Annotated in this window: 23 protein-coding genes and 1 pseudogene; 9 read left to right on the top strand and 15 right to left on the bottom strand. The window is 72.5% G+C overall.

Annotation, left to right across the window (positions count from 1 at the left end):
- Positions 1–7: 7 nt before the first annotated feature.
- Complete coding sequence (locus tag LWP59_RS40305; RefSeq protein ID WP_144643800.1) at positions 8–580, bottom strand: TetR/AcrR family transcriptional regulator; 573 nt, start codon at positions 578–580, stop codon at positions 8–10.
- A 58-nt stretch (positions 581–638) separates the two neighbouring features.
- Here LWP59_RS40305 and LWP59_RS40650 point away from each other — a divergent pair, with 58 nt between their 5' ends.
- Both LWP59_RS40650 and LWP59_RS10165 read left to right on the top strand, forming a co-directional pair.
- Positions 639–1,151 (top strand): SDR family oxidoreductase, encoded by a 513-nt coding sequence (locus tag LWP59_RS40650; RefSeq protein WP_186383537.1) that lies wholly within the window; start codon positions 639–641, stop codon positions 1,149–1,151.
- 14 nt (positions 1,152–1,165) lie between these two features.
- On the top strand, positions 1,166–2,002 hold the full coding sequence (locus LWP59_RS10165) for an oxidoreductase (protein WP_144643801.1): 837 nt from the start codon (positions 1,166–1,168) through the stop codon (positions 2,000–2,002).
- Here LWP59_RS10165 and LWP59_RS10160 read toward each other — a convergent pair.
- Together LWP59_RS10160 and LWP59_RS10155 are read right to left on the bottom strand one after the other, a co-directional pair.
- Positions 1,971–2,795, bottom strand: coding sequence for a universal stress protein (locus tag LWP59_RS10160; protein ID WP_144643802.1), 825 nt, complete (start codon positions 2,793–2,795; stop codon positions 1,971–1,973). The two genes, LWP59_RS10165 and LWP59_RS10160, sit on opposite strands and share 32 nt — an antisense overlap.
- 125 nt (positions 2,796–2,920) lie before the next feature.
- On the bottom strand, positions 2,921–3,196 hold the full coding sequence (locus LWP59_RS10155) for a hypothetical protein (protein WP_144643803.1): 276 nt from the start codon (positions 3,194–3,196) through the stop codon (positions 2,921–2,923).
- 122 nt (positions 3,197–3,318) lie between these two features.
- On the opposite strand from LWP59_RS10155, the gene LWP59_RS10150 reads away from it, so the two are divergent.
- Positions 3,319–4,212, top strand: coding sequence for an isocitrate lyase/PEP mutase family protein (locus LWP59_RS10150; protein ID WP_144643804.1), 894 nt, complete (start codon positions 3,319–3,321; stop codon positions 4,210–4,212).
- Positions 4,213–4,545: 333 nt separating this feature from the next.
- Here the strand turns inward: LWP59_RS10150 and LWP59_RS10145 are convergent, their stop codons facing one another.
- The 7 genes from LWP59_RS10145 to LWP59_RS10115 form a co-directional block, all read right to left on the bottom strand.
- Positions 4,546–5,298 (bottom strand): alpha/beta hydrolase, encoded by a 753-nt coding sequence (locus LWP59_RS10145; RefSeq protein ID WP_144643104.1) that lies wholly within the window; start codon positions 5,296–5,298, stop codon positions 4,546–4,548.
- On the bottom strand, positions 5,295–6,569 hold the full coding sequence (locus LWP59_RS10140; protein ID WP_144643103.1) for a TRAP transporter large permease: 1,275 nt from the start codon (positions 6,567–6,569) through the stop codon (positions 5,295–5,297). Before LWP59_RS10140 ends, LWP59_RS10145 begins: the two co-directional genes overlap by 4 nt.
- A gap of 2 nt (positions 6,570–6,571) precedes the next feature.
- Positions 6,572–7,084, bottom strand: a complete 513-nt coding sequence (locus tag LWP59_RS10135; protein WP_144643102.1) for a hypothetical protein — start codon at positions 7,082–7,084, stop codon at positions 6,572–6,574.
- Positions 7,081–9,231 (bottom strand): hydantoinase/oxoprolinase family protein, encoded by a 2,151-nt coding sequence (locus LWP59_RS10130; protein WP_144643101.1) that lies wholly within the window; start codon positions 9,229–9,231, stop codon positions 7,081–7,083. The genes LWP59_RS10135 and LWP59_RS10130 overlap by 4 nt, the downstream gene beginning before the upstream one ends.
- Positions 9,232–9,255: 24 nt before the next feature.
- The gene (locus LWP59_RS10125) at positions 9,256–10,875 is read right to left on the bottom strand and encodes an FAD-dependent oxidoreductase (protein WP_144643100.1); all 1,620 of its coding nucleotides are present in this window, start codon (positions 10,873–10,875) and stop codon (positions 9,256–9,258) included.
- An 8-nt stretch (positions 10,876–10,883) separates the two neighbouring features.
- Complete coding sequence (locus tag LWP59_RS10120) at positions 10,884–11,867, bottom strand: LacI family DNA-binding transcriptional regulator (RefSeq protein ID WP_144643099.1); 984 nt, start codon at positions 11,865–11,867, stop codon at positions 10,884–10,886.
- Positions 11,868–12,056: 189 nt separating this feature from the next.
- Complete coding sequence (locus tag LWP59_RS10115) at positions 12,057–12,530, bottom strand: hypothetical protein (RefSeq protein ID WP_144643098.1); 474 nt, start codon at positions 12,528–12,530, stop codon at positions 12,057–12,059.
- A gap of 324 nt (positions 12,531–12,854) precedes the next feature.
- On the opposite strand from LWP59_RS10115, the gene LWP59_RS10110 reads away from it, so the two are divergent.
- Complete coding sequence (locus LWP59_RS10110) at positions 12,855–13,223, top strand: STAS domain-containing protein (protein ID WP_144643097.1); 369 nt, start codon at positions 12,855–12,857, stop codon at positions 13,221–13,223.
- A gap of 72 nt (positions 13,224–13,295) precedes the next feature.
- Entirely contained in the window at positions 13,296–13,493 is a 198-nt protein-coding gene (locus LWP59_RS10105; protein WP_144643096.1) for a hypothetical protein, read from the top strand.
- On the opposite strand, the gene LWP59_RS10100 is transcribed toward LWP59_RS10105, so the two are convergent.
- Genes LWP59_RS10100 through LWP59_RS10090 form a run of 3 tightly spaced genes read right to left on the bottom strand, consistent with a single transcriptional unit; the run spans position 13,490 to position 16,042 of the window.
- Complete coding sequence (locus tag LWP59_RS10100) at positions 13,490–14,851, bottom strand: hypothetical protein (protein WP_229857268.1); 1,362 nt, start codon at positions 14,849–14,851, stop codon at positions 13,490–13,492. The genes LWP59_RS10105 and LWP59_RS10100 overlap by 4 nt on opposite strands.
- Positions 14,852–14,855: 4 nt before the next feature.
- On the bottom strand, positions 14,856–15,476 hold the full coding sequence (locus LWP59_RS10095; protein WP_233459070.1) for an MFS transporter: 621 nt from the start codon (positions 15,474–15,476) through the stop codon (positions 14,856–14,858).
- On the bottom strand, positions 15,413–16,042 hold the full coding sequence (locus tag LWP59_RS10090; RefSeq protein WP_233459069.1) for an MFS transporter: 630 nt from the start codon (positions 16,040–16,042) through the stop codon (positions 15,413–15,415). The genes LWP59_RS10095 and LWP59_RS10090 overlap by 64 nt, the downstream gene beginning before the upstream one ends.
- A gap of 78 nt (positions 16,043–16,120) precedes the next feature.
- Here LWP59_RS10090 and pdxR point away from each other — a divergent pair.
- The 3 genes and pseudogenes from pdxR (at position 16,121) to LWP59_RS10075 (ending at position 19,042) form a co-directional block, all read left to right on the top strand.
- Positions 16,121–17,508, top strand: a pseudogene (gene pdxR / locus LWP59_RS10085) (MocR-like pyridoxine biosynthesis transcription factor PdxR).
- 68 nt (positions 17,509–17,576) lie between these two features.
- Complete coding sequence (locus tag LWP59_RS10080) at positions 17,577–18,086, top strand: SigE family RNA polymerase sigma factor (RefSeq protein ID WP_144643095.1); 510 nt, start codon at positions 17,577–17,579, stop codon at positions 18,084–18,086.
- Positions 18,083–19,042, top strand: coding sequence for an LCP family protein (locus LWP59_RS10075; protein WP_144643094.1), 960 nt, complete (start codon positions 18,083–18,085; stop codon positions 19,040–19,042). Before LWP59_RS10080 ends, LWP59_RS10075 begins: the two co-directional genes overlap by 4 nt.
- Here LWP59_RS10075 and LWP59_RS10070 read toward each other — a convergent pair.
- Positions 19,039–19,776, bottom strand: coding sequence for an SDR family NAD(P)-dependent oxidoreductase (locus tag LWP59_RS10070; RefSeq protein WP_144643093.1), 738 nt, complete (start codon positions 19,774–19,776; stop codon positions 19,039–19,041). The genes LWP59_RS10075 and LWP59_RS10070 overlap by 4 nt on opposite strands.
- An 87-nt stretch (positions 19,777–19,863) precedes the next feature.
- Between LWP59_RS10070 and LWP59_RS10065 the strand changes: the two genes are divergently transcribed.
- Positions 19,864–20,460 (top strand): TetR/AcrR family transcriptional regulator, encoded by a 597-nt coding sequence (locus tag LWP59_RS10065; protein ID WP_144643092.1) that lies wholly within the window; start codon positions 19,864–19,866, stop codon positions 20,458–20,460.
- A 48-nt stretch (positions 20,461–20,508) separates the two neighbouring features.
- Here LWP59_RS10065 and LWP59_RS10060 read toward each other — a convergent pair whose 3' ends face one another.
- Entirely contained in the window at positions 20,509–20,871 is a 363-nt protein-coding gene (locus tag LWP59_RS10060; RefSeq protein ID WP_144643091.1) for a VOC family protein, read from the bottom strand.
- Positions 20,872–20,892: the final 21 nt, after the last annotated feature.

Raw genomic sequence — 20,892 nt, 5'->3', positions numbered from 1 at the left:
CCGGAAGCTACTCCGGCACGCCCTGGCCGTCCGCTTCGGTCAGGACCCGGAACAGCCGCTCCAGCCGCTCCCCCGCGTTCGCCAGCGCCGAGTCGCCCACGACGTTGTGCATGAGCTGGAAGCCCGCGATCACGGACAGGAACAGCGCAGCCCGCTCCTCGACGCGCTCACCCGGCAACAGGGCCGCCAGCCGCCGCCGGAAGTGCCGGTTGATCGCGTCGCGCAGGATCTCCACCGCGCGCGGGTTCGACACCGACCGCAGCATCAGCAGGAAGCCGTTGACGCTGCGGCCGTCGGACGACGTGAGCGCCTTCGCGACGTCACGGCTGAGGGACGTCGCGTCGTCGGTGAGCAGCGTCGGCGTCGCGAAGGTCACTTCGACCGCTTCGGCGAACAGGCGCTCCTTCGAGCCGAAGTACCGGTTGACGAGCATCGCCGTCACGCCCGCCCCCTCGGCGATCTCCCGCACGCCGACCCCGTCGTAGCCCCCTCGGGTGAAGGCGGCCTGTGCCGAGCGCAGGATCGCCTCCCGCGTCGCGGCCGCCTTCCGCGCGGGTCTGGCACGGTCCGCAGAAGTCATGTCTACGAGTGTAGACTCAAAGCGAGGTCTACAGTGGTAGACATAGCCGGGAGAAGACATGGATCTGCAGCTGACGGGCCGGCGGGCCCTCGTGACGGGATCGAGTTCCGGGTCTCGGCGAACCGATCGCCACGCTGCTCGCCGCGGCTGCCACCGCCATCGGCGCCGACCTCGCGATCGGCGATCTGGCGACCGACGAGGGCGCGGACGCCGTGGCGGCAGCCGCGGGACCGGTGGACATCCTGGTCGACAACGCCGGCAGCTACGACCACGTGTCATGGACGGACGCGACCCCGGAGATCTGGCTGCGGGCCTACGCCGCACGGCACAACCTCGCGGTCTCGCTCGCCCACGAGGTCGCGGGCACCGGCGTGACGTCCAACGTGGTCGCGCCCGGCGCGATCCTCGTGGACAGCGTCGAAAGCTCCTCGCCGAGCTGGCGTCGGCCCGTGGCTCGGGCCGCGCCGAAGAGATCGCCGCCGCGGTGGCCTACCTGGCGAGCCCCGTCGCCGACTACGTGAGCGGCGCGACGCTGCGGGTCGACGGCGGCACCATCCGCTCCGTGCACTGAGGAAGAAGGAAGACATGACCAAGACCTGGCTCATCACCGGCAGCTCCCGCGGCTTCGGCCGGGAGCTCGCCCTGGCGGCGCTCGAAGACGGCGACCGGGTCGTCGCGACCGCGCGCCGTCCCGAACAGCTGCAGGAGCTCGTCGACAAGTACGGCGAGCAGGTGCGCGCCGTCGCGCTCGACGTCACCGACGCGGCGGCGGCTCGCGCGGCGGTGCGGACCGCGGTCGACGAGTTCGGCCGGCTCGACGTGGTCGCGAACAACGCCGGCTACGCCGACAGCGCACCCATCGAGGAGATGACCGAGGACGACTTCCGCGCGCAGATCGAGACGGACCTGTTCGGCGTCGTCAACGTCACGCGGGCCGCGCTTCCGGTGCTGCGTGCGCAGCGCTCCGGGCTGTTCCTGCAGTTCTCCTCCATCGGCGGCCGCGTCGGGGGCACACCCGGTATGGGCGCGTACCAGACCGCGAAGTTCGGTGTCGAAGGCTTCTCGGAGGTGCTCGCCGCCGAGGTGAAGCCCTTCGGTGTCAAGGTGACGATCGTCGAGCCGGGCGCGTTCCGCACCGACTGGGGCGGCTCGTCGATGCGGCGGCCGGCGGTCGGCGAGGACTACGAGCAGACCGTCGGGGAGATCCACCGGTTCCGCGAGAGCACGGCCGGCACGTGGCCCGGCGACCCGGCGCGCGGCGCGAAGGCCCTGGTGGACATCGCGAAGCTCGACGAACCGCCGCTGCGGCTGCTGCTGGGCTCGGACGCGCTCGCCCGGGCCGAGCAGTCCTCGCGCTCGCGCGCCGAGGAGGCGCAGCGGTGGGCCGAGGTCAGCCGTTCCACCGACTTCCCGGCTGCCTGACGACGAGCACGGGGCCGTGCGCGTGGTCGACGAGTGCCTGGGCGGCGGAGCCCAGCGCCAGGCCGTCGAACCCGCCGCGGCCCCGATGCCCGGCGACGACCAGCTGTGCGCGCCGGCTCCATTCCAGCAGCAGGTGCCGGGGCCGATCGCGCACGGCCACCCGGTCCACCACGACCTCGGGGTACTTCTCCTGCCAGGCTGCGAGGCTCTCCCCCAGCACGCGCTCGGCGTCGGCGACCGGTTCCCAGCCCAGGTAGCGCAACCCGTCGAACGACACGCCCTGGAAGTCCGCATCACTCCAGGAGTGCACGGCGACCAGCCGAACACCCCGGTTCGCCGCCTCTTCGAACGCCGTGGCGATGACGACCTCGGTCAGCGGGCCGCCGTCGATCCCCGCGACCACCGGCCCGGCCGGGCGGTCTTCATCGCCCCGCACCACGGTGACCGGACAGTGCGCGTGCGCCGCGAGCTTCGCGGGCAGCGAGCCGGCGGGCACGCCGGGCACGGCGTCCAGCCCGGTCGGCCCGAGGACCAGCATCCTGGCGGTCTCCGACTCCTCCAGCAACGCCCTCAGTGGCGGCTGGGCCGAAACCGCCGTGGTCAGCTCTACCCCCGGCGCCACCATCGCGGCGGCTTCGGCCGTGCATCCGTCCCCCTGCGCCCCCGCATGCACGATCCGCAAGGGCGCCTTCCGGCGCACTGCCTCGTCCGCGGCCCAGCACACTGCCCGCAATGCCGCGCCGGACCCGTCCACACCCACCAGGACCGGGCCCCGGACCGCTGCCTCCACCATCGTCTGCCACCTTCCGCCCCGCCCTGGAAGCGAACGTACGAGATGGGTGGCGGGCGCGCCGCAGGCGTTGGGCCTCGATCCCGAGGGACTTTCGGCCGTGTCCTGCGGTTACCTCCAGCCCTGGCTCACAGCCCGACCGGGCGGACGAACCGGATGTCCGCCGCCAGGTCGGTCGCCCGCGCGACGGCACTGTCGGGTGAGGACGGTGCCCTCGGGGTCAGCTCGCTGATCAGCTCGCGCAGCGCCGCGCCCAGCCGCTCCACGGCCGCGCCGACCCCCCGTCGGCACGGGCCGTAGTCGAGCGGCGCGTCGTCGGGACGCAGCGCGGCGGCGACCGCGGCGGCGAGCTCCTCCGCCGCGATCTCGGCAAGGTTCGGTGTCTTCACCGTTGTCACAGTCATGTTCGCTCCCACCCTTCGACTCTCCCGCCTGCTCTTTTGCCTGCCCGCGAAGGGGAACGACGAAACCTTCGAGCCGCTTCGCCACGAGATAGGGTGGTGGGGACGACTACGGAGGGTCAACGGTGGCGAGCCTGCTCAGTGACGGATGCGACGGACCGAAGCGGCTGCGGGAGCTGCTGGCCGGAGGTGAGCCGGTCGTGGCGCCGGGCGCGTACGACGCGCTGAGCGCACGGCTGGCCGAGGAGGCGGGGTTCCCGGCCGTGTACATGACCGGGTTCGGGGTGACGGCCTCGCTGATCGGGCGGCCGGACGTCGGCCTGCTCACGATGACCGAGATGGTCGACACCGCGCGGCACATCACGGCGGCGGTCGACCTGCCGGTGCTCGCCGATGCCGACACCGGCTACGGCAATGCGCTGAACGTGATCCGGACGGTGCGGGAGTACGAGGCAGCCGGGGTGGCGGGCATCCATCTCGAGGACCAGGTGGCGCCGAAGCGGTGCGGGCACCTGGAGGGTAAACAGGTGGTACCCGTGGATACGGCGGTCGACAAGATCAGGGCGGCCGTCGCCGCGCGGCGGAACCCCGATTTCGTGCTGATCGCCCGCACCGACGCACGTGCGGTGGAAGGCGTCGACGCGGCGATCGACCGGGCGCGGCGCTACCGGGACGCGGGTGCGGACGCGCTCTTCGTGGAGGCCCTGCAGACCGACGAGGAGATCGAACACGTGGCGGCGGAGTTCGAGGGTTTTCCGTTGCTGTTCAACTGGGCCGAGGGTGGCAAGACCCCGCCGACGAGCATGGAACGCCTGCGGGAGCTGGGTTTCCGGCTCGTGATCTGCCCGATCGCGGCCCTCCTCGCGGCGACGCGTGCCGTGCGGGAGGTCTACGCGCAGATCGCGCAGGACGGCACGCCGATCAACGCGGTGGCGGGACTGCCGGGGTTCGGGGAGTTCACGGAGTTCGCCGGGTTGCCCGAAGTGACGGAGATCGGGCGACGCTTCGGACAGGGTTGACGCCGTGCCGGGTGGTGGGGTTTCGGCGCGTTGGCCCGGCCACGGCGAACCCGACAACGCCCAACCACCCACAAATGGCGATCCGGCAACGGCAGCCAAGAACGCCCGCACCCAGCCCGCTCCCTAACCCCGATCCCCAGCGTCCCTAGCGGTGGACACGCCGGGTCAAGGCATCTTTCCCGCCTTGACCCGGTGGGCCGACCGCTGAACACTCAGCGATCGGGGTGGGACGGGCGTACCCCAGCCACCCGCGCGCAGCGCGCGGCTCTAAAGATCAAGAGAGTCCTCGCCGGACGGGCAGGCTCAAAGATGAGCCAGGAAAAGCCGCCTACGTCACCTCATGCAGGTGGTCGAGTCGCGCAAACCCGCCTGCCTCACCAGCCACCGCGCCGTCACCTCCACCACCTCCGACCCCGTCCGCCGGAATCCGTGCCCATCCCCGGCCACCGGGTACCAATCCGTTCGCCCTCTGCACGCCGCCGCCTCGCGCGCCACCTCGTACGAGATGTGCTCGTCCTCATCCCCGTGCACCACCAACGCCGGGACGTCACTCGCCAGGAACGCGGCCAGCGGGTCCAGGACCGCGAACTCCTCGAACAGCCCGGCACCCAGCTCGAACCTGTCCTCGATGTCGAGGAAACCCTTCTCCCGCAACGAAGTCTTGTCCTCGTACAACGCACGGGCACGCGGCAACGACGGCGAGAGGAACGTTCCGCGCAGGTCCAGCACCGGCTGCCACAACACGACCGACCGCACCGGCAGCGACGCCAGCGACAGCGCGGTGCTCACCGCGCCGAAGCTCGACGCGACGATCGACACCGGGCTCCCGACCGAGTCCACCGCCGCCCGCAGGTCCAGCCGCTCCCCCGCGACCGTCATGTCCCGCGGCTCCCCGTCGCTCCCGCCGTGCCCGCGGAACGAGAACCGCAGCACCGAAAACCCCGCCGCGGCAAGGCGTCCGGCCAGTGCCACGAACAGCCCCTGCTCGTCGAGGTCGGCGGTGATGCCGTGCGCCAGCACCACCGCCTGCCCGCCACCGGGCTGCCACGCCGACTCCAGCCGCAGCCCGTCGGACGTCGTGATCACAGGTACAGCACCGCGGTCAGGATCATCCCGCCCAGCCCGACGACCCAGGTGTACGGCAGCGTCGAGATCATCGCCTTCTCGGGCCGCACCCCGGCGTACTGCGCGGCCCACACGGTCTGCGTGCTCGTCGGGTCCGACACGCCGAACACCTGGTTGTACGAGGCCATCAGCCCGACCACCGCCGGCAGCGGGTAGATCCCGCCGGTCACCAGCACCCCGGCGACCCCGGCCCCGAGCCCGAACACGTTGAGCGGCCCGCGGAACAGGCACAGCGGCACGAGGATCGCGAACACCACGACGAACCACACCGCGCCGGACGGGCTGATCGCCGACACGATCGGCGTCAGCGCGCTCTTCGCGCCCGGCAGCTTCACCGCCGCGAGCAGCATGCCGATCGCGACGAACAGGGCGATCGGCGGCGCCGCCACCTCGAACCCCTTGTACAGCGAGCGCAGTGCGCGCCCGTTGAGCTCGCCCCACTTGGTCGTCGTGACCAGCGCGTACACCAGGCCCGCCAGCAGCGACGGGACGATCGGGACGGCGAACCCGAGCGCCAGCACGATCGGCACCAGCGGGGTGAGCAGCGCGTACCAGGGCGCGTCGCCGCGGCGGACGCGTGCCTTCGGCCGGTCCAGCTTCACCGCCCACGCGTGCCGCGCCCCCCTGCGGCGCGTCTCGATGAGGACGTACGCGATGCCGACGACCAGCGCCACCGGGAACAGCTTGATCATGATCGACCGGACGTCGGCCACCGGCGAGCCGAGCGCGTCGGCGAGGAACTGCCACACCGGCAGCTCCAGCGGCGACCCCGCGCCCACGCCCATCAGCACCGTGCCACCGGCGACGACCGGGGAGACGCCGACGGCGCTCATCGCGGGGATGCCGACCACACCGGCGAGCATCGCGGCGGGTGCGGAGCCGGTGATGCTGCCGCACAGGATCGACACCGCGAACACGCCCAGCGCCACCACCGACGGCCGCTCGCCGCCGAACTCGACGATCTTGCGGACCAGCGTCGCGGCGATGCCGGTCTCGTCCAGGAGCGCTCCCAGCCACGAACCGAGCAGCACGGCGATCATCGTCGACGCGAGCGCGGGCGCGCCGTTCTGCAGCACCGCGGTCAGGATGCTGTTCTTGTCCCCCGTCCACGGCGCCCGCGCCAGGATCGAGATGCCCAGTGCCAGCAGCACGAGCGCGAACGCGGTGGGCAGCACGCGGGTCAGCATCAGGACCACGCCCACGGCCATCAGGGCCAGAATCGCGATACCCATGGTCAGTCTCCTCGGAGTGCGGTGGTGAGCAGCAGCGGGCTGACGCCGAGGCCGCTGCGGCGGTGGGCGAACCGGTGCGCGACGATCTCGTCGGCCCCGGCGACGTGCCCCCGGATGCGCAGCCTGCCCAGCCGCGCGGCGGTGTGCCCGAGCCTGCGGTTGAGCTCGCGGACGTCGAGGCGGTGGTGGACGAGCTCGTGCGCGACGGCCGCCCTGCGCAGCCCTTCGCGCGACACCGCCCACCCCTTGCGCGCGGCCAGCTTTTCCACTCGTGCCAAGGAGTCCCGGTACAGCGTCACGGTGGATTTCTGGTACTCCGCGAGCAGCAGCTCGCCCTCGCGCAGGCCACCGTCGCGCTCGACGACCTCGATCTCCTCGTCCGGGTCCGGCCGGTCGGCCAGCTCGTCCCCATAGGACAGTGCGATCTCCGCCCACGCCCGCAACTGCTCCTCGCTGCGGCGCTCGTGGATCGGCGTGGCGCGCAGCAGCTCGGCGGCCAGATCGACGTCGCTCATTTCCGGTCCTCCAGGATCGCGACGACCGGTTCCGCCGGTGCCCGCGTCTTGAGCTCGGCGCCGATCAGGGCGACCAGCTGGTCCCGGTCGAGGACCCCGGACAGGTCCGCGATCTTCGGCCCGGCGAGCAGCCACAGCGCGGGCGCGCGCGAACCGCCGTCGCCGTAATGGGTGTGCTGGTCGACCAACGTCGCGAGACGGCTCTGCGCGGACGCGACATCGGTCTGCTCGACCGCGGCGCCCGTGCTGTGCAGGCGGATCACGCCTTCGCCGTCCACCACCCGGACGTACCGCACCGGCGCGGCGAACCTGCCGAGCGGCCCCTTGCGCCTGGCCCGGGCGCCGAACACCCGGTGCTGCCCCGCCGCGGCCAGCTCCTCGACCTCGGCCACCGGGACGCCGATGCTGCGTGCCACTTCGCCGCGCACCACGCCTTCGTCCACTGTGGACGCACGGTCCTTCGTACGCAGCTCGGTCGCGCCCGTGGCGATGGCGCGGATGAGGTTGCGCCGCGGGTCGACCGTCACGTCGACCTCGACACCGGACGGGTCCGCGCCCTGCGCGATCACCGCGGCCTCGGCTTCGGCCCGTGCGGCGAGGATGTCCGCATTGGACGGACCGGGCACGATCCGCTCCACCGACTCCCGCACCAGCGCGAGTGCCGCGCCGAGCGGGCTGATCACCTCGCTGTGCGCGGCGATCCGCCAGTCCTGCTCGGCTTCCTCGCCCAGGAACGGCGTCACGGCCGCCGCTCCGCCACCGCCGCCGACGAGCGTCAGGTGGTCGAGTTGGTACTCGCGGGCCAGCTCGTCGACCACGTCCCGCACCGGCTTGATCGCCTGCCGCAGCACGGTCCTGGCGGCTTCCTCCACCGGGACGGCGAGCGCCTGGGCGAGCGGCTGCACGGCGAGCCGCGCGGACTCCGGCTCGCTCCGCGCGTAGGAACCGGCCGGCACGATGCCGAGGGCGTTCGCCGCACAGGTCAATGTGAGCGCGTAGCGGGTGCCGTCGGGCGCTTCGAGCGCGACGTAGTCCGCGGGGTCGTCGGGACGCGGCGAGATCGTGACCAGCTTCGCGTCGGTGAGGGCCGACGCGGGGGCGAAGCACGCGTACGCGAGGCCGGCGATGTGCGCGCTGCGCGGGCCGACGTCGGTCACCGCGCGGCCGGAGAACCGGATGAGCGAGCCGCCGCCGATGCCGACGGTCCGCACGTCGAGCGCGGGCAGGTACGTCTCGCGGCCGGCGAGATGCGCGTGCCGCACCTGGACCCGGCCGCGCCGGATGACGCTGATGTCGGTCGAGGTGCCGCCGGTCTCCAGGAAGACCCCTTCGCTGAGCTTCTCCCCCATCAGTGCGCCCGCGACGCCCGCCGCCGGGCCGGAAAGCGCTGTCAGCAACGGCCGCCGCCGCATCTCCGGCAACGACATGACGCCGCCGTCGCCGCGCATGACCATCAGCGGCGCGGTGATCCCGGCGCGCTGGACGCTGGCCTCCACGAGGTCGGCGGTGGAGACCATGCGCGGCATGATGCCCGCGTTGAGCACCGCTGTGCGTGCCCGCTTCGTCAGCCCGTAGAGGCTGGTGATCTCGTGCGTGGAGGTGCCGAGCAGACCTTGTTCGCGCGCGGCGTCCAGGACGGCTTGCTCGCCTTCGGGATCGTCCACACTGAACGGTTCGACGGCGACGATCACCTCCGCGCCCTCTGCGCGCAGCCGCGCGAGCGCCTCCTTGACCGCGACCGGGTCGCTCGCGTCGCGCACCGCCGCGTACCGGATCGGCAGGCGTCGGCCAGGCGCCAGCTCGAGCTTGCCGAGTGCCGTGAGCCGCCGCGTGGCGAACCCGTCGAACCCGGCGCCGATCCCGGCGATGCCGACGGTCGCGACGTCTCCTTCGAGCAGGGCGTTGGTGGCCTGCGTCGTGCCGTGCGCGAGGAAGGACACGTCCCGCGCGCCGATGCCGACGTCGGCCTGGAGCTTTTCCAGCGCCTCCAGGATGCCGTGCGCGACACCGTCCGCGTGGTCGTGGCTCGTCGGGACCTTGACCTGGCCGAGCAGCTCGAAGGACCGGGCGTCGACGACGACGGCATCGGTGAACGTGCCGCCGACATCGATGCCGATCCGGACATGTCTGGGGGGATGTTGCGTCATTGCCACACCTCCAGTTGGTGGGTTCTAGTAGCCGCGGACCTCGGGCCAGTGGCGCTCGACGCCGGCCTGGTCCAGGACCCGGCCGAACTCCTCGAAGAGCTTGTCGTTCTCGCGGACCTGGTGCGGTTCGCTGCCGCGCCGCAGCGCGAACCCGGCGAGGTGGCCCGCGACCTCGCCGATGTTCCACTCCACCGGGTGCAGCCGGTAACACCCGTTGGTGATGTGCGTCGTGCCGATGTTCTTCGCGGCGGCCAACAGGTTCCGCACCCGCCGCGGCAGCAGCGCGCCGAGCGGGATCTCGAACGGCACGCTCGCGATGTCGACGTAGTTGTCGCCGGACGTGGACGGGTGCAGGTCGATGCGGTAGCTGCCGACCCCCACCGAGTCCGGGTGGAACTTCCGCCCGGTCGGGCCGAGGATGTCCAGCGACACGTCGTGCTCGGTCACGGTGGTGACCGCGCGGATGCGCCGGGATTCCCTGACGTACGCGGACTTCGCGAGCCCGTCCGCCGTGCCGACGACGTCCGGGCGCAGCTTCAGGCCCGGGAAGCCGGTGCCGCCGTCGAGCCGCGGCGCCTCCGTCTGCAGCCAGTAGAGCACCGAGAGCGACAGCTGCTTGGCCTCGTAGTGCGCGCGTGCCACGTCGTCGGGACCCGCGATGCCGTCGATCTCCAGCGCGGGCCGCAGCCAGTAGTCGTTGAGCGGCCAGTTCACCAGGGTGATGTCCGACTCGAACGCGCCCGGCTGGTGCAGGCCGCGCGCGAGGATGCGGCGGAAGCCCCACAGCTCCTTGTCGCCCGCGTCCGCGCTCTGGTCGGCGGTGATCGCGAGCGGGTCCGCGTCCGGGTTGGGGTCGAAGGTCCGCTCGTGCGCTTCGAGGCTGCGCGGGTCCGGCGCGAGGAACCCGAGCAGTGGGCCCGGCCAGAAGTCCGGCCGGTAGGAGTGCCAGAAGTCGTACATCGCGGGCCGGTCGATCCCGTGCTGCTGCCCGGCGTGGTGCGAGACCGCGAAGCAGTAGGTGATGCCCTGCAGGTTGCCCGGGTCCGCCTGCTCGGGTGCGTGCGGTTCGCCGTACTCGTCGCGCGACTCGGCGCCGACGGCGAACTCGGCCCCCGCCATCGGCAGCAGGTCCCCGTTCTCGGTCGCGTCGAGCACGTAGCCGCCCCGGATCGTCGTGCGCTCCCCGGCCTTCTCGACGGTGACGGCGTCCACCCGGTCCCCGGTGACGTCCACGGCCACCGGCCGGTGTTCGAGCAGCACGGTGATCCGCCCGGCGGCGCGGTGCGGCGCGAGCATCTCCTCCAGCACCGCGAGCGCGACGCGCGGCTCGTGGCACAGCTTGCTGACCCGCCCGGCGCCCGGGTTGAGGTCGGTCAGCCGGGCGGCCTCCGCGCGCAGTGGGTAGTTGCGGCGGTAGTAGCCGCGGATCCCCTCGCGCACCTGCCGGTAGGTCGCGGTGCCGCCGAAGCGCTCGATCCACGGGTTCTCGTCCGGGGGCACCGCCTGGGCGGTGAACTGCCCGCCGAGCCAGTCGGTCTCCTCGGTCAGCACGACCCGATGGCCCGCGCGAGCGGCGGCCAGCGCGGCGGCCACGCCGCCGACGCCTCCACCCACGACGAGGATCTCGGTGTCGAGTTCAGGCATGCTCCGTCCTAACGGGTTCGTGGTGCGCCAACGGTCGAGCCGGCCACCGGTGGGCACCACAGCAGCTGCTGTGGTGTGGTCTGCCGCTCGGTCACGAGGTCGACGAGCAGGCGCACCGCGCGACGGCCCATCTCCCGCATCGGCACCGCGAAACCGCTCACCTCCGGCGGACCGCCGAGCACGGCCAGCGAGAGATCGTCCGGTGTGGACAGTCTGGCGGCGTCGATCGCCTTGCGCACGGCGGTGTACGCGGCGCCGGTGTCGGTTCCCTCGACGACGACCGCGGTGACGCCGTCGCGAACCCAGGCACGCACCGTGCCGGGGTCCAGTTCGGGGCCGTCGATGCGGACGACCGTCGTCTCCGGCGCGGCCTCCAGCACGCCACGCTGCCGGTCGGTGGACGAGGGCGCCTCGTCGGACTCGCGGACGTAGCGGATCTCGCGGTGTCCCAGCCCTTTCAGCCGGGTGAGCACCTCGGCCGACGCGCTGACGTAGTCGGCGCCGACGTAGGGGATCCGCCCGTCCAGCTCGGCGCGGCGGCCGATGTAGACGAGCGGGAACCCGGAGTCGACCAGCCGCGCGACGGGTTCCTCGGGCACGTGCCTGCCGAAGAAGAGGCAGCCGTCGGCCATCCGGGTGCGGCGGATGGCGGCCTCGTGGGAGGCGCCGGGACCACTCGTGCCGGTGAACAGGATGAGGTCCTGCCCCAGCGCGGCGGCCTCCTCCTCGACGCCGACCAGGATCGGGTAGTAGGAGTCGGCGACGTCGGTCGGGAACGTGGCGCGGAAGGTGTAGAGCCCGAGCAGGTTCGACCGCGCCGACGCCAGCCGCGTCGCCACGGGGTGCGGCACGTAGCCCAGCTGTTCGGCGACCTCCAGCACCCGGCGCCGGGTCGACTCGGCCATCCGCACGGCGCTGTTCCCGCCGAGCACGACGGACACGGTCGCCTGGGACACCCCCGCGATCCGGGCGATGTCCGCCTGCCTCGGCATCCTGCCTCGCGCTGCCAACTCCGCACCTCCTCGTCGCTAATGCGGATTAGCAGAGGCTCAGCGACGCGCGAGCGGAAGTCAAGAAAAGGGCCGGTTCCTGTCCGGTCCGACCGGGGCACAGCACTAATACGTATTAGCACCTTGAACGGCGCGCTCCGGGCAGCTAATCTGCCGACGGGAGGACGCTCCCTAGGACTGGAACATCCGCGGCGCGGGAAAACCGTCGTGGTCCCCGTCTTCCCCGGCCTGGGCGCTCGGCAGCGCCACGCAGGCCCAGAGGATCATCTGCACACCCTCGTTGCCGATCCCCCAGTCCATGGCACACGCCTCCAGCAGGTGCCTGGTGGTCCGCGACCGGCTGGTCGAGGTGGGCAGCGAAAGGTGCGCGGCGTTCACGGCGACCCGCAGCGACGGCTGCCCGTAGGACCGGATCACGCTGATGGCCGCGGGCAGGTTCCCGTACTCGCACGCGAGGGTGCCCAGCTCGTCGGCGACCAGCACGGCGTCGATGACGTCGTCCTGGGCACAGTCGAGGAGCAGCTTCCGCACGGCCTCCCGCACCTTCCCCAGGTCGGTCAGCCCACCGAGAGTGAGCCGTTCCATTTGCTCGCCGTGCCCCCGCGCCGCGCACATCCGGGCGATCACCTCCGCTGACCTCTCCATGCGAGCGGCGGATACCCGGGTGTCAGGTACCGGAAACACAGAGCGACCACGGAAGTTGCTTCGACCGCATCGCAACACATCCGGGCTACGGGCCGCGATCGCCTGGGGTTACTGTAAGCGCCACGTCGTGACCGGCCGCGCGGTTGCGGGATGCAAGATCACGACTACGCTGCACTACCACGGTTGAGCCCACAGCCGTTCCGCCTGCCCTCGCCCGGGGAAAGGCGCGATCAGGGTGGGTTCGACGTGCACGTCGCGACCGTGTCCCTGGTCTGGTCCGTAACGCCCGTCGCGCCGTGAGGCGCCGAACAGGGAGGTCTCCGCGTGACGACGCAGCCACCTGGTCCCCACCCCGGTTCGCTCAGCCTCACGACACACTGGGCCGAGCCCGAAGTCGCGGTGCTCACGGTGGCCGGAGATCTCGACATGCTCACCTCGCCGCAGCTCACCCAGTGCCTGGAGGAGATCCGCGAGCACAGTCCGCGGGCGGTGGTGGTGGACCTGGGCAAGGTGGACTTCCTCGGCTCGGCCGGGCTGGCGGCGCTGGTCACCGCGCACGAGCGGACCGGGTCCGGCGGGAGCGTGCGGATCGTCGCCTCGGCTCGCGAAACGCAACGCGCGTTCAGCATGACCGGCCTCGACGAGGTGCTCGACCTGTACACGACCTGCGAGGCCGCACTCGCCGACGCGTGACGCGTATCCCGTAACGGCCCGGGGCCTGCGCCGATAACCGTGCATAACCCCAACCGGTCGAGGTGAGGCGTCGTGCACATCCACTCTGGCGCCACCGGCGCGCGGTACCGCCGCTGGTGGTGGCTGTTGTGCTCGCTCGTCTTCGTCGCCACTGCCGGCATGCAGGTCTACCTCGCGGTCACCATGACCGCCTGGTGGGCGTGGACCGCGGCCGCCTTCTTCACGCTCATCGCGCTCGCGTGCCTCTACGCGGCGCAACGCAAGATCTAGAGGAACATGCGCAAGTGCCGCACCTGCCGCGCGCCGAGCAGGGGTTCGGCCCTGGCGACCAGCTGGGCGAGCTCACCCGCGCGGGTGCCACCCGGCGAGGTGTAGCTGCGCGCGGACTGGTGGGTGAGCCAGTTCCGCAGGTCGCGCAGGGCGTTCTCGCGCAGCGGCTGGGCCGGGTCGAGCGCCAGCCGCAGGTCGACGACGACGCGGGTCCAGGTGTCGCGGGCGCACAGCAGGCGGTGCGCGAGGTGCCGCCGGTCGCCGTCGAGCAGGTCCAGCAGGGTGCGCTCGTCGATCAGCTCGGCGCAGCCGAGCAGCGAAAGCATCGCCTGCCGCGCCACCCGTGGTGCGGGGTCCGCCACCAGCAGCGCGACGAGTTCGGTGCGGGGGATGCAGCGCAGACGGCGCAGCGCGCGGATCGTTTCGGCCCGCACACCGGGCCGCTCGTGGCCGAGGAACGGCAGCAGCGCCGGCGCGTCGCTGTCCGTGCCCGTTTCCCCGAGACCCGCGACCGCGTCGGCTCCGGGCACCTTCCGGTAGTGGACGGCGGGATCCTCGCCGCCGCGGCGCAGGGCGAGCTGCGCGTGCGCGCGCACCAGGGAGCTGCGGTCGGTCAACGCGGCGAGGGCGTCGTCGCGGTTCCTGATCGCCAGTGCGCGCAGGGCGGCCGTCCCGCTGGTGCGCAACAGCTGCCGGACCTCGGGGTCCTCGCTGCCGGCGAGAGCCTTCGCACAGCTCAGGCGGATCGGGAGGTCGGCGTCGCGCAGTCCGGCTTTCAGCCGGCCGGGACCCAGGCCGCCGGTGGCATACGCGGCACGACGGGTGAGCCGCTCCGGCGAGACGAGTGCGGCGGTGAGAACTTCGGGCGTGCGGGCGAGTGTTTCGCCGAGGGTGGCGGCGAGCCATTCGCCGTGCGCCCGTCTTCGCAGCCGCGAGGCGATCGGGAGCAGGGTGAGGGCGGCCATGGGGTCGCGGGCGAGGTGGCTCAGGCAGGCGCGCCGGGCGGCCTCGCGCACCTGCGGCACCCAGTCGGCCGCGCGGATCGCGAGCACGGGCAACGCGAGCCGCTCGTCCAGCCGACCGGTGTCGGCGATGGCGGTTTCGCGGATGTAGCCGTCACGCGACAAGGCCCGCAGCACGATCTCGGCGGGCCGTTGGCCGCCGGGCAGCTTCCACCAGCGCCGCACGGCCTCGTCCACGGCGAGCCACAGCTCCGGACCGGCTCCTGCCATGGCTTCGGTGGCGGCGGCGCCGTTGCCCCACCGCGCCGCGACCGACAGTGCCCCGAGCCGCTCGTCGACGTCCTGCCTGCTGATGATCACCCGGTGATCTTTCCCGGCACGCCGGCGGGTGCCCACCTGTTTACCGTGTTGCAATCCGACCGTTGGCCCAGCGCACCGCGGGCATCGTCGCACAGCCCGCGGTGGCGAACAGCGCGCCGAGCACCAGCCAGCCGACCGGGCCCAGCGTCAGGACAAGACCGGTGAGCAGCAGCGGCCCCAGCATCCGCGCGACCGGCACGCCCGCGCCGTAGAAGCCCTGGTACTGCCCCTGCTTGTCCTCCGGCGCGAGGCCGAAGCCGATCTCCCACGCCCCGGACGCCAGCAGCAGCTCCCCGATCACCTGCAATCCGACCGCGCCCAGCAGGATCAGCGCGGCCGCCCAGGCCGGGCCCCCCGTCGCCGAGAGGGCGAACACCGCACACGAGGCCAGCAACGCCAGTCCCGCGTACCGCACGAACCGCGCCGCGCTGTGCGGGCCGGTCACCCGCCATGCGACCCGCACCTGGAACAGCGCCACGCTCACCGTGTTCAGCATCAGCAGCACCGAGATCAGCCAGTGCGGCACGACCGTCCGGTGCGCGATCCACAGCGGCACCACCAGGCTCAGCATCGGCATGTACAGCAGCATCACGGCGTTCACCAGCGCCAGCACGGCATACGGCCGGTCGCGCAGCACGGCCAGCGCCGGCTCCCCGCGCACCGCCCGCACGGAGCGACCGAGGGAAGCCGGCGCAGGGCAAGGCCCGCGAGTGCGAACGTCGCCGCGTCGAGCGCGAAGGCCGCCAGGAACGCCTCCCGGGTGTCGACGCTCAACGCGATACCGCCGAGCGCGGCGCCCACCGCGAGACCCACGTTCTGCGCCGACTGCAGCCGGGCGCGCGTCCGGGTCCGCTCCGACGAGCCGACCAGACCCGCGAGCAATGCCTGCCGTGCGGCGGAAAGCCCGGACCGGCAGGCCGAGTACAGACAGGCCGAGAGCACGAAGAACGCGAACGAGTCCTCCAGCAGGAACAGCAGGAGGGACACGGCCGTCGCGGCGGCGAGGAACACCGCCGTCCCCCGCGCTCCCCGGCGATCGGCCACGTGCCCGGCAAGGACGCCCGCGACCGCGCCGAGGGCCCAGCCGACCGTCAGCCCGAGCCCGACCTGCGCGGCCGAGAAGCCCAGGACGAGCGTGAAGTAGAGGGCCGAGCACACGAAGCAGGCGCCGTCGCCGACGGAGTTGGCCAGCTGCGCCAAGGCGAGTGCCCGGGCGGAGGAGGTCATGGCGATGACGCTAGAACGATATTGGTCAGGTCCCAGCGCCAATATCAACAGATTTGTTTGGGCCAATACACTGCCGGGATGGACCTGCAGGTCAACCTCACCGGCCGCGGTGACCTGGTCGCCCGCATCTACCGCGAGCTGCTGGACGCGATCCTCGACGGCCGCCTCGCCGCGGGCGAGCGCCTGCCGCCGACCCGGGAGCTCGCCGGCACGCTGGACGTCTCCCGCAACACCGTCGCCGCCGCATACGAACGCCTTGTCGCCGAAGGGTTCCTCGTCGGCAGGGTCGGAGCGGGCACGTTCGTCACCGGCGCCACGGCCCGCCGCGGCCGCCGCGCCCCGCGGGGCACCGGCACCCAGGTCCGCAAGGTGTGGCAGGACATCCCGGCGCTGGAATCCGCGAGTCCGAAGGCGTTCGACTTCAGCGTCGGGGTGCCGGACGGACGGCTGTTCCCGATCGAGACCTGGCGCCGGCTCATCGGGCACACCCTGCGTGCGAATGCCGTCGATCCGGCGGGATACGGCGACCCGGCCGGGCATCCGCGACTGCGCGCCGCCATCGCCCACCACCTCGGCGCCTCGCGCTCGGTCCGCGCGGACGCCTCGGACGTGCTCGTCACGCAGGCGCGCAACAGGCGCTCGACATCCTCGGCCGGGTGCTCGTCGAGCCCGGCAGCTGCGTGGCCGTGGAGGAACCGGGCTATCCCCCGGCGCGCCGGCTGTTCCGGTCGCTCGGCGCGCGGGTGGCCGGCGTGCCGGTCGACCGGGAAGGCCTGTGCGTCGACGCCATCCCGCCCGCCGCGCGGCTGATCCACGTCACGCCGTCGCACCAGTTCCCGCTCGGCGTCCCGATGTCGCTGGCGCGCCGCACCGCGCTGCTCGCCTGGGCCGAGCGGCGGGACGCGCTGATCGTCGAGGACGACTACGACAGCGAGTTCCGCTTCTCCGGCCGTCCCCTCGAACCGCTGCAGAGCCTCGACCGCACGGGCCGCGTCGTCTACGTCGGCTCGTTCTCGAAGACGCTGCTGCCGATGCTGCGCCTGGGGTTCGTCATCGCGCCCGCCGCATTGCGCCCCGCGTTGCACACGGCCAAGCAGCTCACCGACTGGCACGGCGACCTCACCACGCAGGCCGCGCTCGCCCGGTTCGTCGAGGAGGGGCTGCTGACCCGGCACATCCGCAAGGCGACGCGCGAGTACGCCCGGCGCCACGAGCTGGTCACCGGCATCCTCCGGCGCGACTTCGCGCCGTGGCTGGAGCTGGTGCCCTCCGCCGCGGGACTGCACGTCTGCGCGCTCGCCGACGGTCCGGTCCCGGCGGGGGCCGACGACGTGCGAGTCGAGTTGCTCGCGTCCTACTGCGCCCAGGAGCCGGTCCGGCACGGGCTGGTCCTGGGGTACGGCGCGATCCAGGCCGAGCGGATCGACCAGGGTCTGGCGCGGCTGCGAAAAGAATTCGCCCGCTGACTCAACAATCCGGGGGTCCCGTCGCGTTGTCCGGTCCGCATACCCCGATCGAGCAGAAAGGAGCTGGCGTGCCCGACCGCTTCGAGCAGTTCGTGGCCGACCGGCTGGACCGGCTGCTGCGCTTCGCCACCGCGCTGACCTGCGACCCGTACCTGGCGCAGGACGTCGTGCAGGAGGTGCTGGTGCGCGCGCAGGCCCGGTGGGCACGGATCGCCGCGATGCAGGCGCCGGAGAGCTACCTGCGGAAGATGGTGACCAACGAGTACCTCTCGTGGCGCCGGCGGCGTGCGGCGCGCACGATCGCGTCCACCCACGCCACGCTGGACGCGATCGGCACGCCGAGCGGTGATCACGCCGACTCCTACGCCGAACGGGACGCCATGCGCGCCCGCATCGCGACGCTGCCGCGCAAGCAGCGCGCCGCGATCCTGCTGCGCTTCTACGAGGACTGCACGGACGCCGAGATCGCCGGGGTGCTCGGCTGCTCCGCCGGGACCGTGCGCTCGCACATCTCCCGCGCGCTCGGCACCCTGCGTGCCGGCGCGCCCGACCCCACCTTCCGGGAGGCGCTGTCATGAGCTCGACCGAACGTCTCATCCGCGAGGCCTTCGCCGCCGAGGCCGACCGTGCCGTCGACCCCCGGCTCGTGCTGGCCGAGCTCGAACGGCGCCGGGCTCGGCCCCGCCGCCGTGGGCTCATCCTGGTCGCCGCGGTCGCCGCGGTCGTCGCCGCCATCACGGCCGTGGTGGTCCCACAGGCACTGCACCGGAGCGCGCCGCCGGTCGCGACACCGCCCGCGACCACGCAGAACATCCTCCTGGTGGGCCTCGACGACGGCGGCAACGCCGACTCGATCGTGCTCGGGCGGCTCGGCGGAGACGGGTCGGCCTCGGCCATCTCCCTGCCCCGCGACTCGTGGGTGGACCTGCCCGGGCTCGGGATGGGCAAGCTCGGCTCGGCCTACGCCCGCGGCGGCGCGTCGACGCTGCTCGGCGCCGTGCGGGAGCTGACCGGCACCCAGGCCGACCACTTCGTGCTGGTCGACATGGCCGGGTTCGCCAAGCTGAGCACCGCCGTCGGCGGAGTACCGGTGTGCCTGCGCAACGCGGTGCACGACCCGTTCTCCGGCACGTCCTTCCCCGCCGGGCAGCAGGTGCTCGCGGGCCCCGCGGCGCTGGCGTTCCTGCGCCAGCGCCACGGGTTGCCCAACGGTGACCTGGACCGCATCGTGCGGCTCCAGAGCTTCCTGCGCTCGCTGGCGAACCAGGTGGTCACCGGCGGCAAGCTCGCCGACCAGGGGTTCCTGACCACCGTGCGGGACAGCGTGCGCGTGGACCAGGGCTGGAACCTGCTGGACCTCGCGGGCAGCCTGAGCCAGGTCCACGACCTGCGCGTGGCCACGATCCCGGTGGGCGACAACGGTTTCGTGTCTCAGGTGAACGCGTTCCAGGTCGACCCGGCGCAGGTACAGGCGTTCGTGCGGGACTTCACCGGCGGGACCGGCGGGACCGGCACCGGTTCGTGCGTGAACTAGACGGCGGCCAGGCCGCCGTCGACGGACAGCGTCGCGCCGTGGATGTTCGCGGCCTCGTCGCTCGCCAGGAACACGACGGCGGCCCCGACCTCCTCCGGCGTGCCCATCCGGCGCGATGGCGTCCGGGCGATCAACGGCTCGATGTGGTCCATGACCCCGGCGTTCCGCGGGGTGCGCGTCGGGCCGGGTGCCACGGTGTTGACGCGCACCCCGCCCGGCCCGTACTCCGCCGCCCACGACTTGGTCAGCGAGTGGACCGCGGCCTTCGTCATGCTGTAGAGCGCGGACTGCGCGCTCCCGTTGAACCCGTTGACCGAACCGAGGTTGACGATCGCGCCGCCGCCGCGGGCGGCCATGGCCGGGGCGATCAGGCCGGTCAGCAGGAACGCGGCCTTGATGTTGGTGGCCAGCGCCCGGTCGACGAGCTCCTCGGCGACCTCGCCCGTGGGCTGGGGCATGATCAGCAGGGCGGCGTTGTTGACCAGGACGTCGACCGGCCCGGCGGCTTCGGCGAGCGCACGGGCGCCCTCGCCGTCGCCGAGGTCCGCGGCGACGAACCTGGCCTGGCCGCCCTTGTCGGCGATGCTCTTGACGACCTGTGCGCCGCGTTCGGCGTTGCGGCCGCTGACGACGACGTTCGCACCTTCGGCGGCGAGGGCCTGTGCGATGCCGACGCCGATGCCGTCGGTCGAGCCAGTGACCAGTGCGGTCCGGCCGGCCAGACGTGCGTTCATGTGCTGCTCCTCGATACGTTCTGGACTGTGCAGTTCAAACGTGGCACGCTAAAATTGGACCCGCAAGTCCATAAATGAGGAGGCGACGTGAAGCTGACCGCGAAGGGGGCGGCGACCCGGCAGCGCATCGTCGAGGGGGCGGCGGCGGAGATCCGCGAGCGCGGCGTGGCGGTGACGACGCTGGACGACGTGCGGGCGCGCACGGGGACGAGCAAGAGCCAGGTGTTCCACTACTTCCCTGGCGGCAAGGAGGAGCTGCTGCTCGCGGTGGCGCGCTACGAGTCAGGCCGGGTGCTCGATGACCAGCAGCCCGAGCTGGGCGAGCTGTCGTCGTGGCGGGCGTGGCACGCGTGGCGGGACAGGGTCGTGGACCGGTACCGGAAGCAGGGGCAGCACTGTCCGCTGAGCGTGCTGATCTCCCAGCTGGGGCGGAGCACGCCGGGGGCGCAGGCCGTGGTGACGCAGCTGCTGGACCAGTGGCAGGCCGAGATCGCCGCGGGCATCCGCGAGATGCAGCGGCAGCAGAAGATCGGCGCGTCGGTGGACCCGGACCAGTCCGCGGCCGCCCTGCTGGCCGGCATCCAGGGCGGAGTGGTGGTGATGCTCTCGACGGGCAGCACGCGGCACCTCGAGGCCGCGATGGACCTGGGGATCGCCGCGTTGCGAGGCAGCGCGCGGGGGTGAGCTCGAACCGGACACGTGGGGCTCGCCGGCTGCACCGCCACGCCGGAGTCAGCGGTCCAGGAACTCCAGCCGGTTGCCCAGCGGGTCGGCGGCGTAGAACCGGCGGTGGCCCGGGAAGCCGTCGTCCCAGGTGACCTCGGTCCCGGCGGCCGTGAGCCGGGCCGCGAGCGCGTCCAGGTCGGCCACCAGGATGCCCGGATGCGCCTTGCGCGCCGGCCGGAAGTCCGCCTCGACGCCGAGGTGGATCTCGAGCTCGTCGGCGCCCACCCAGAGGCCACCGCGCGCCGCGAGGGGTGGCGGCTTGGCGATCTCCCGCAACCCGAGCACGCCGACGTAGAACCTCCGGCACACGTCCTCGCCGCCCGCCGGGATGGCGAGCTGCACGTGGTGAAGATCGAACCCGGAACCCATGACTACCACGAATACGCGCCC

The organism is Amycolatopsis acidiphila (assembly GCF_021391495.1).
In the GTDB taxonomy this organism is placed as follows: domain Bacteria; phylum Actinomycetota; class Actinomycetes; order Mycobacteriales; family Pseudonocardiaceae; genus Amycolatopsis_E; species Amycolatopsis_E acidiphila.
The sequence above is the reverse complement of the archived record's forward strand: the minus strand, read 5'-3'. Positions and strand labels throughout refer to the sequence as shown.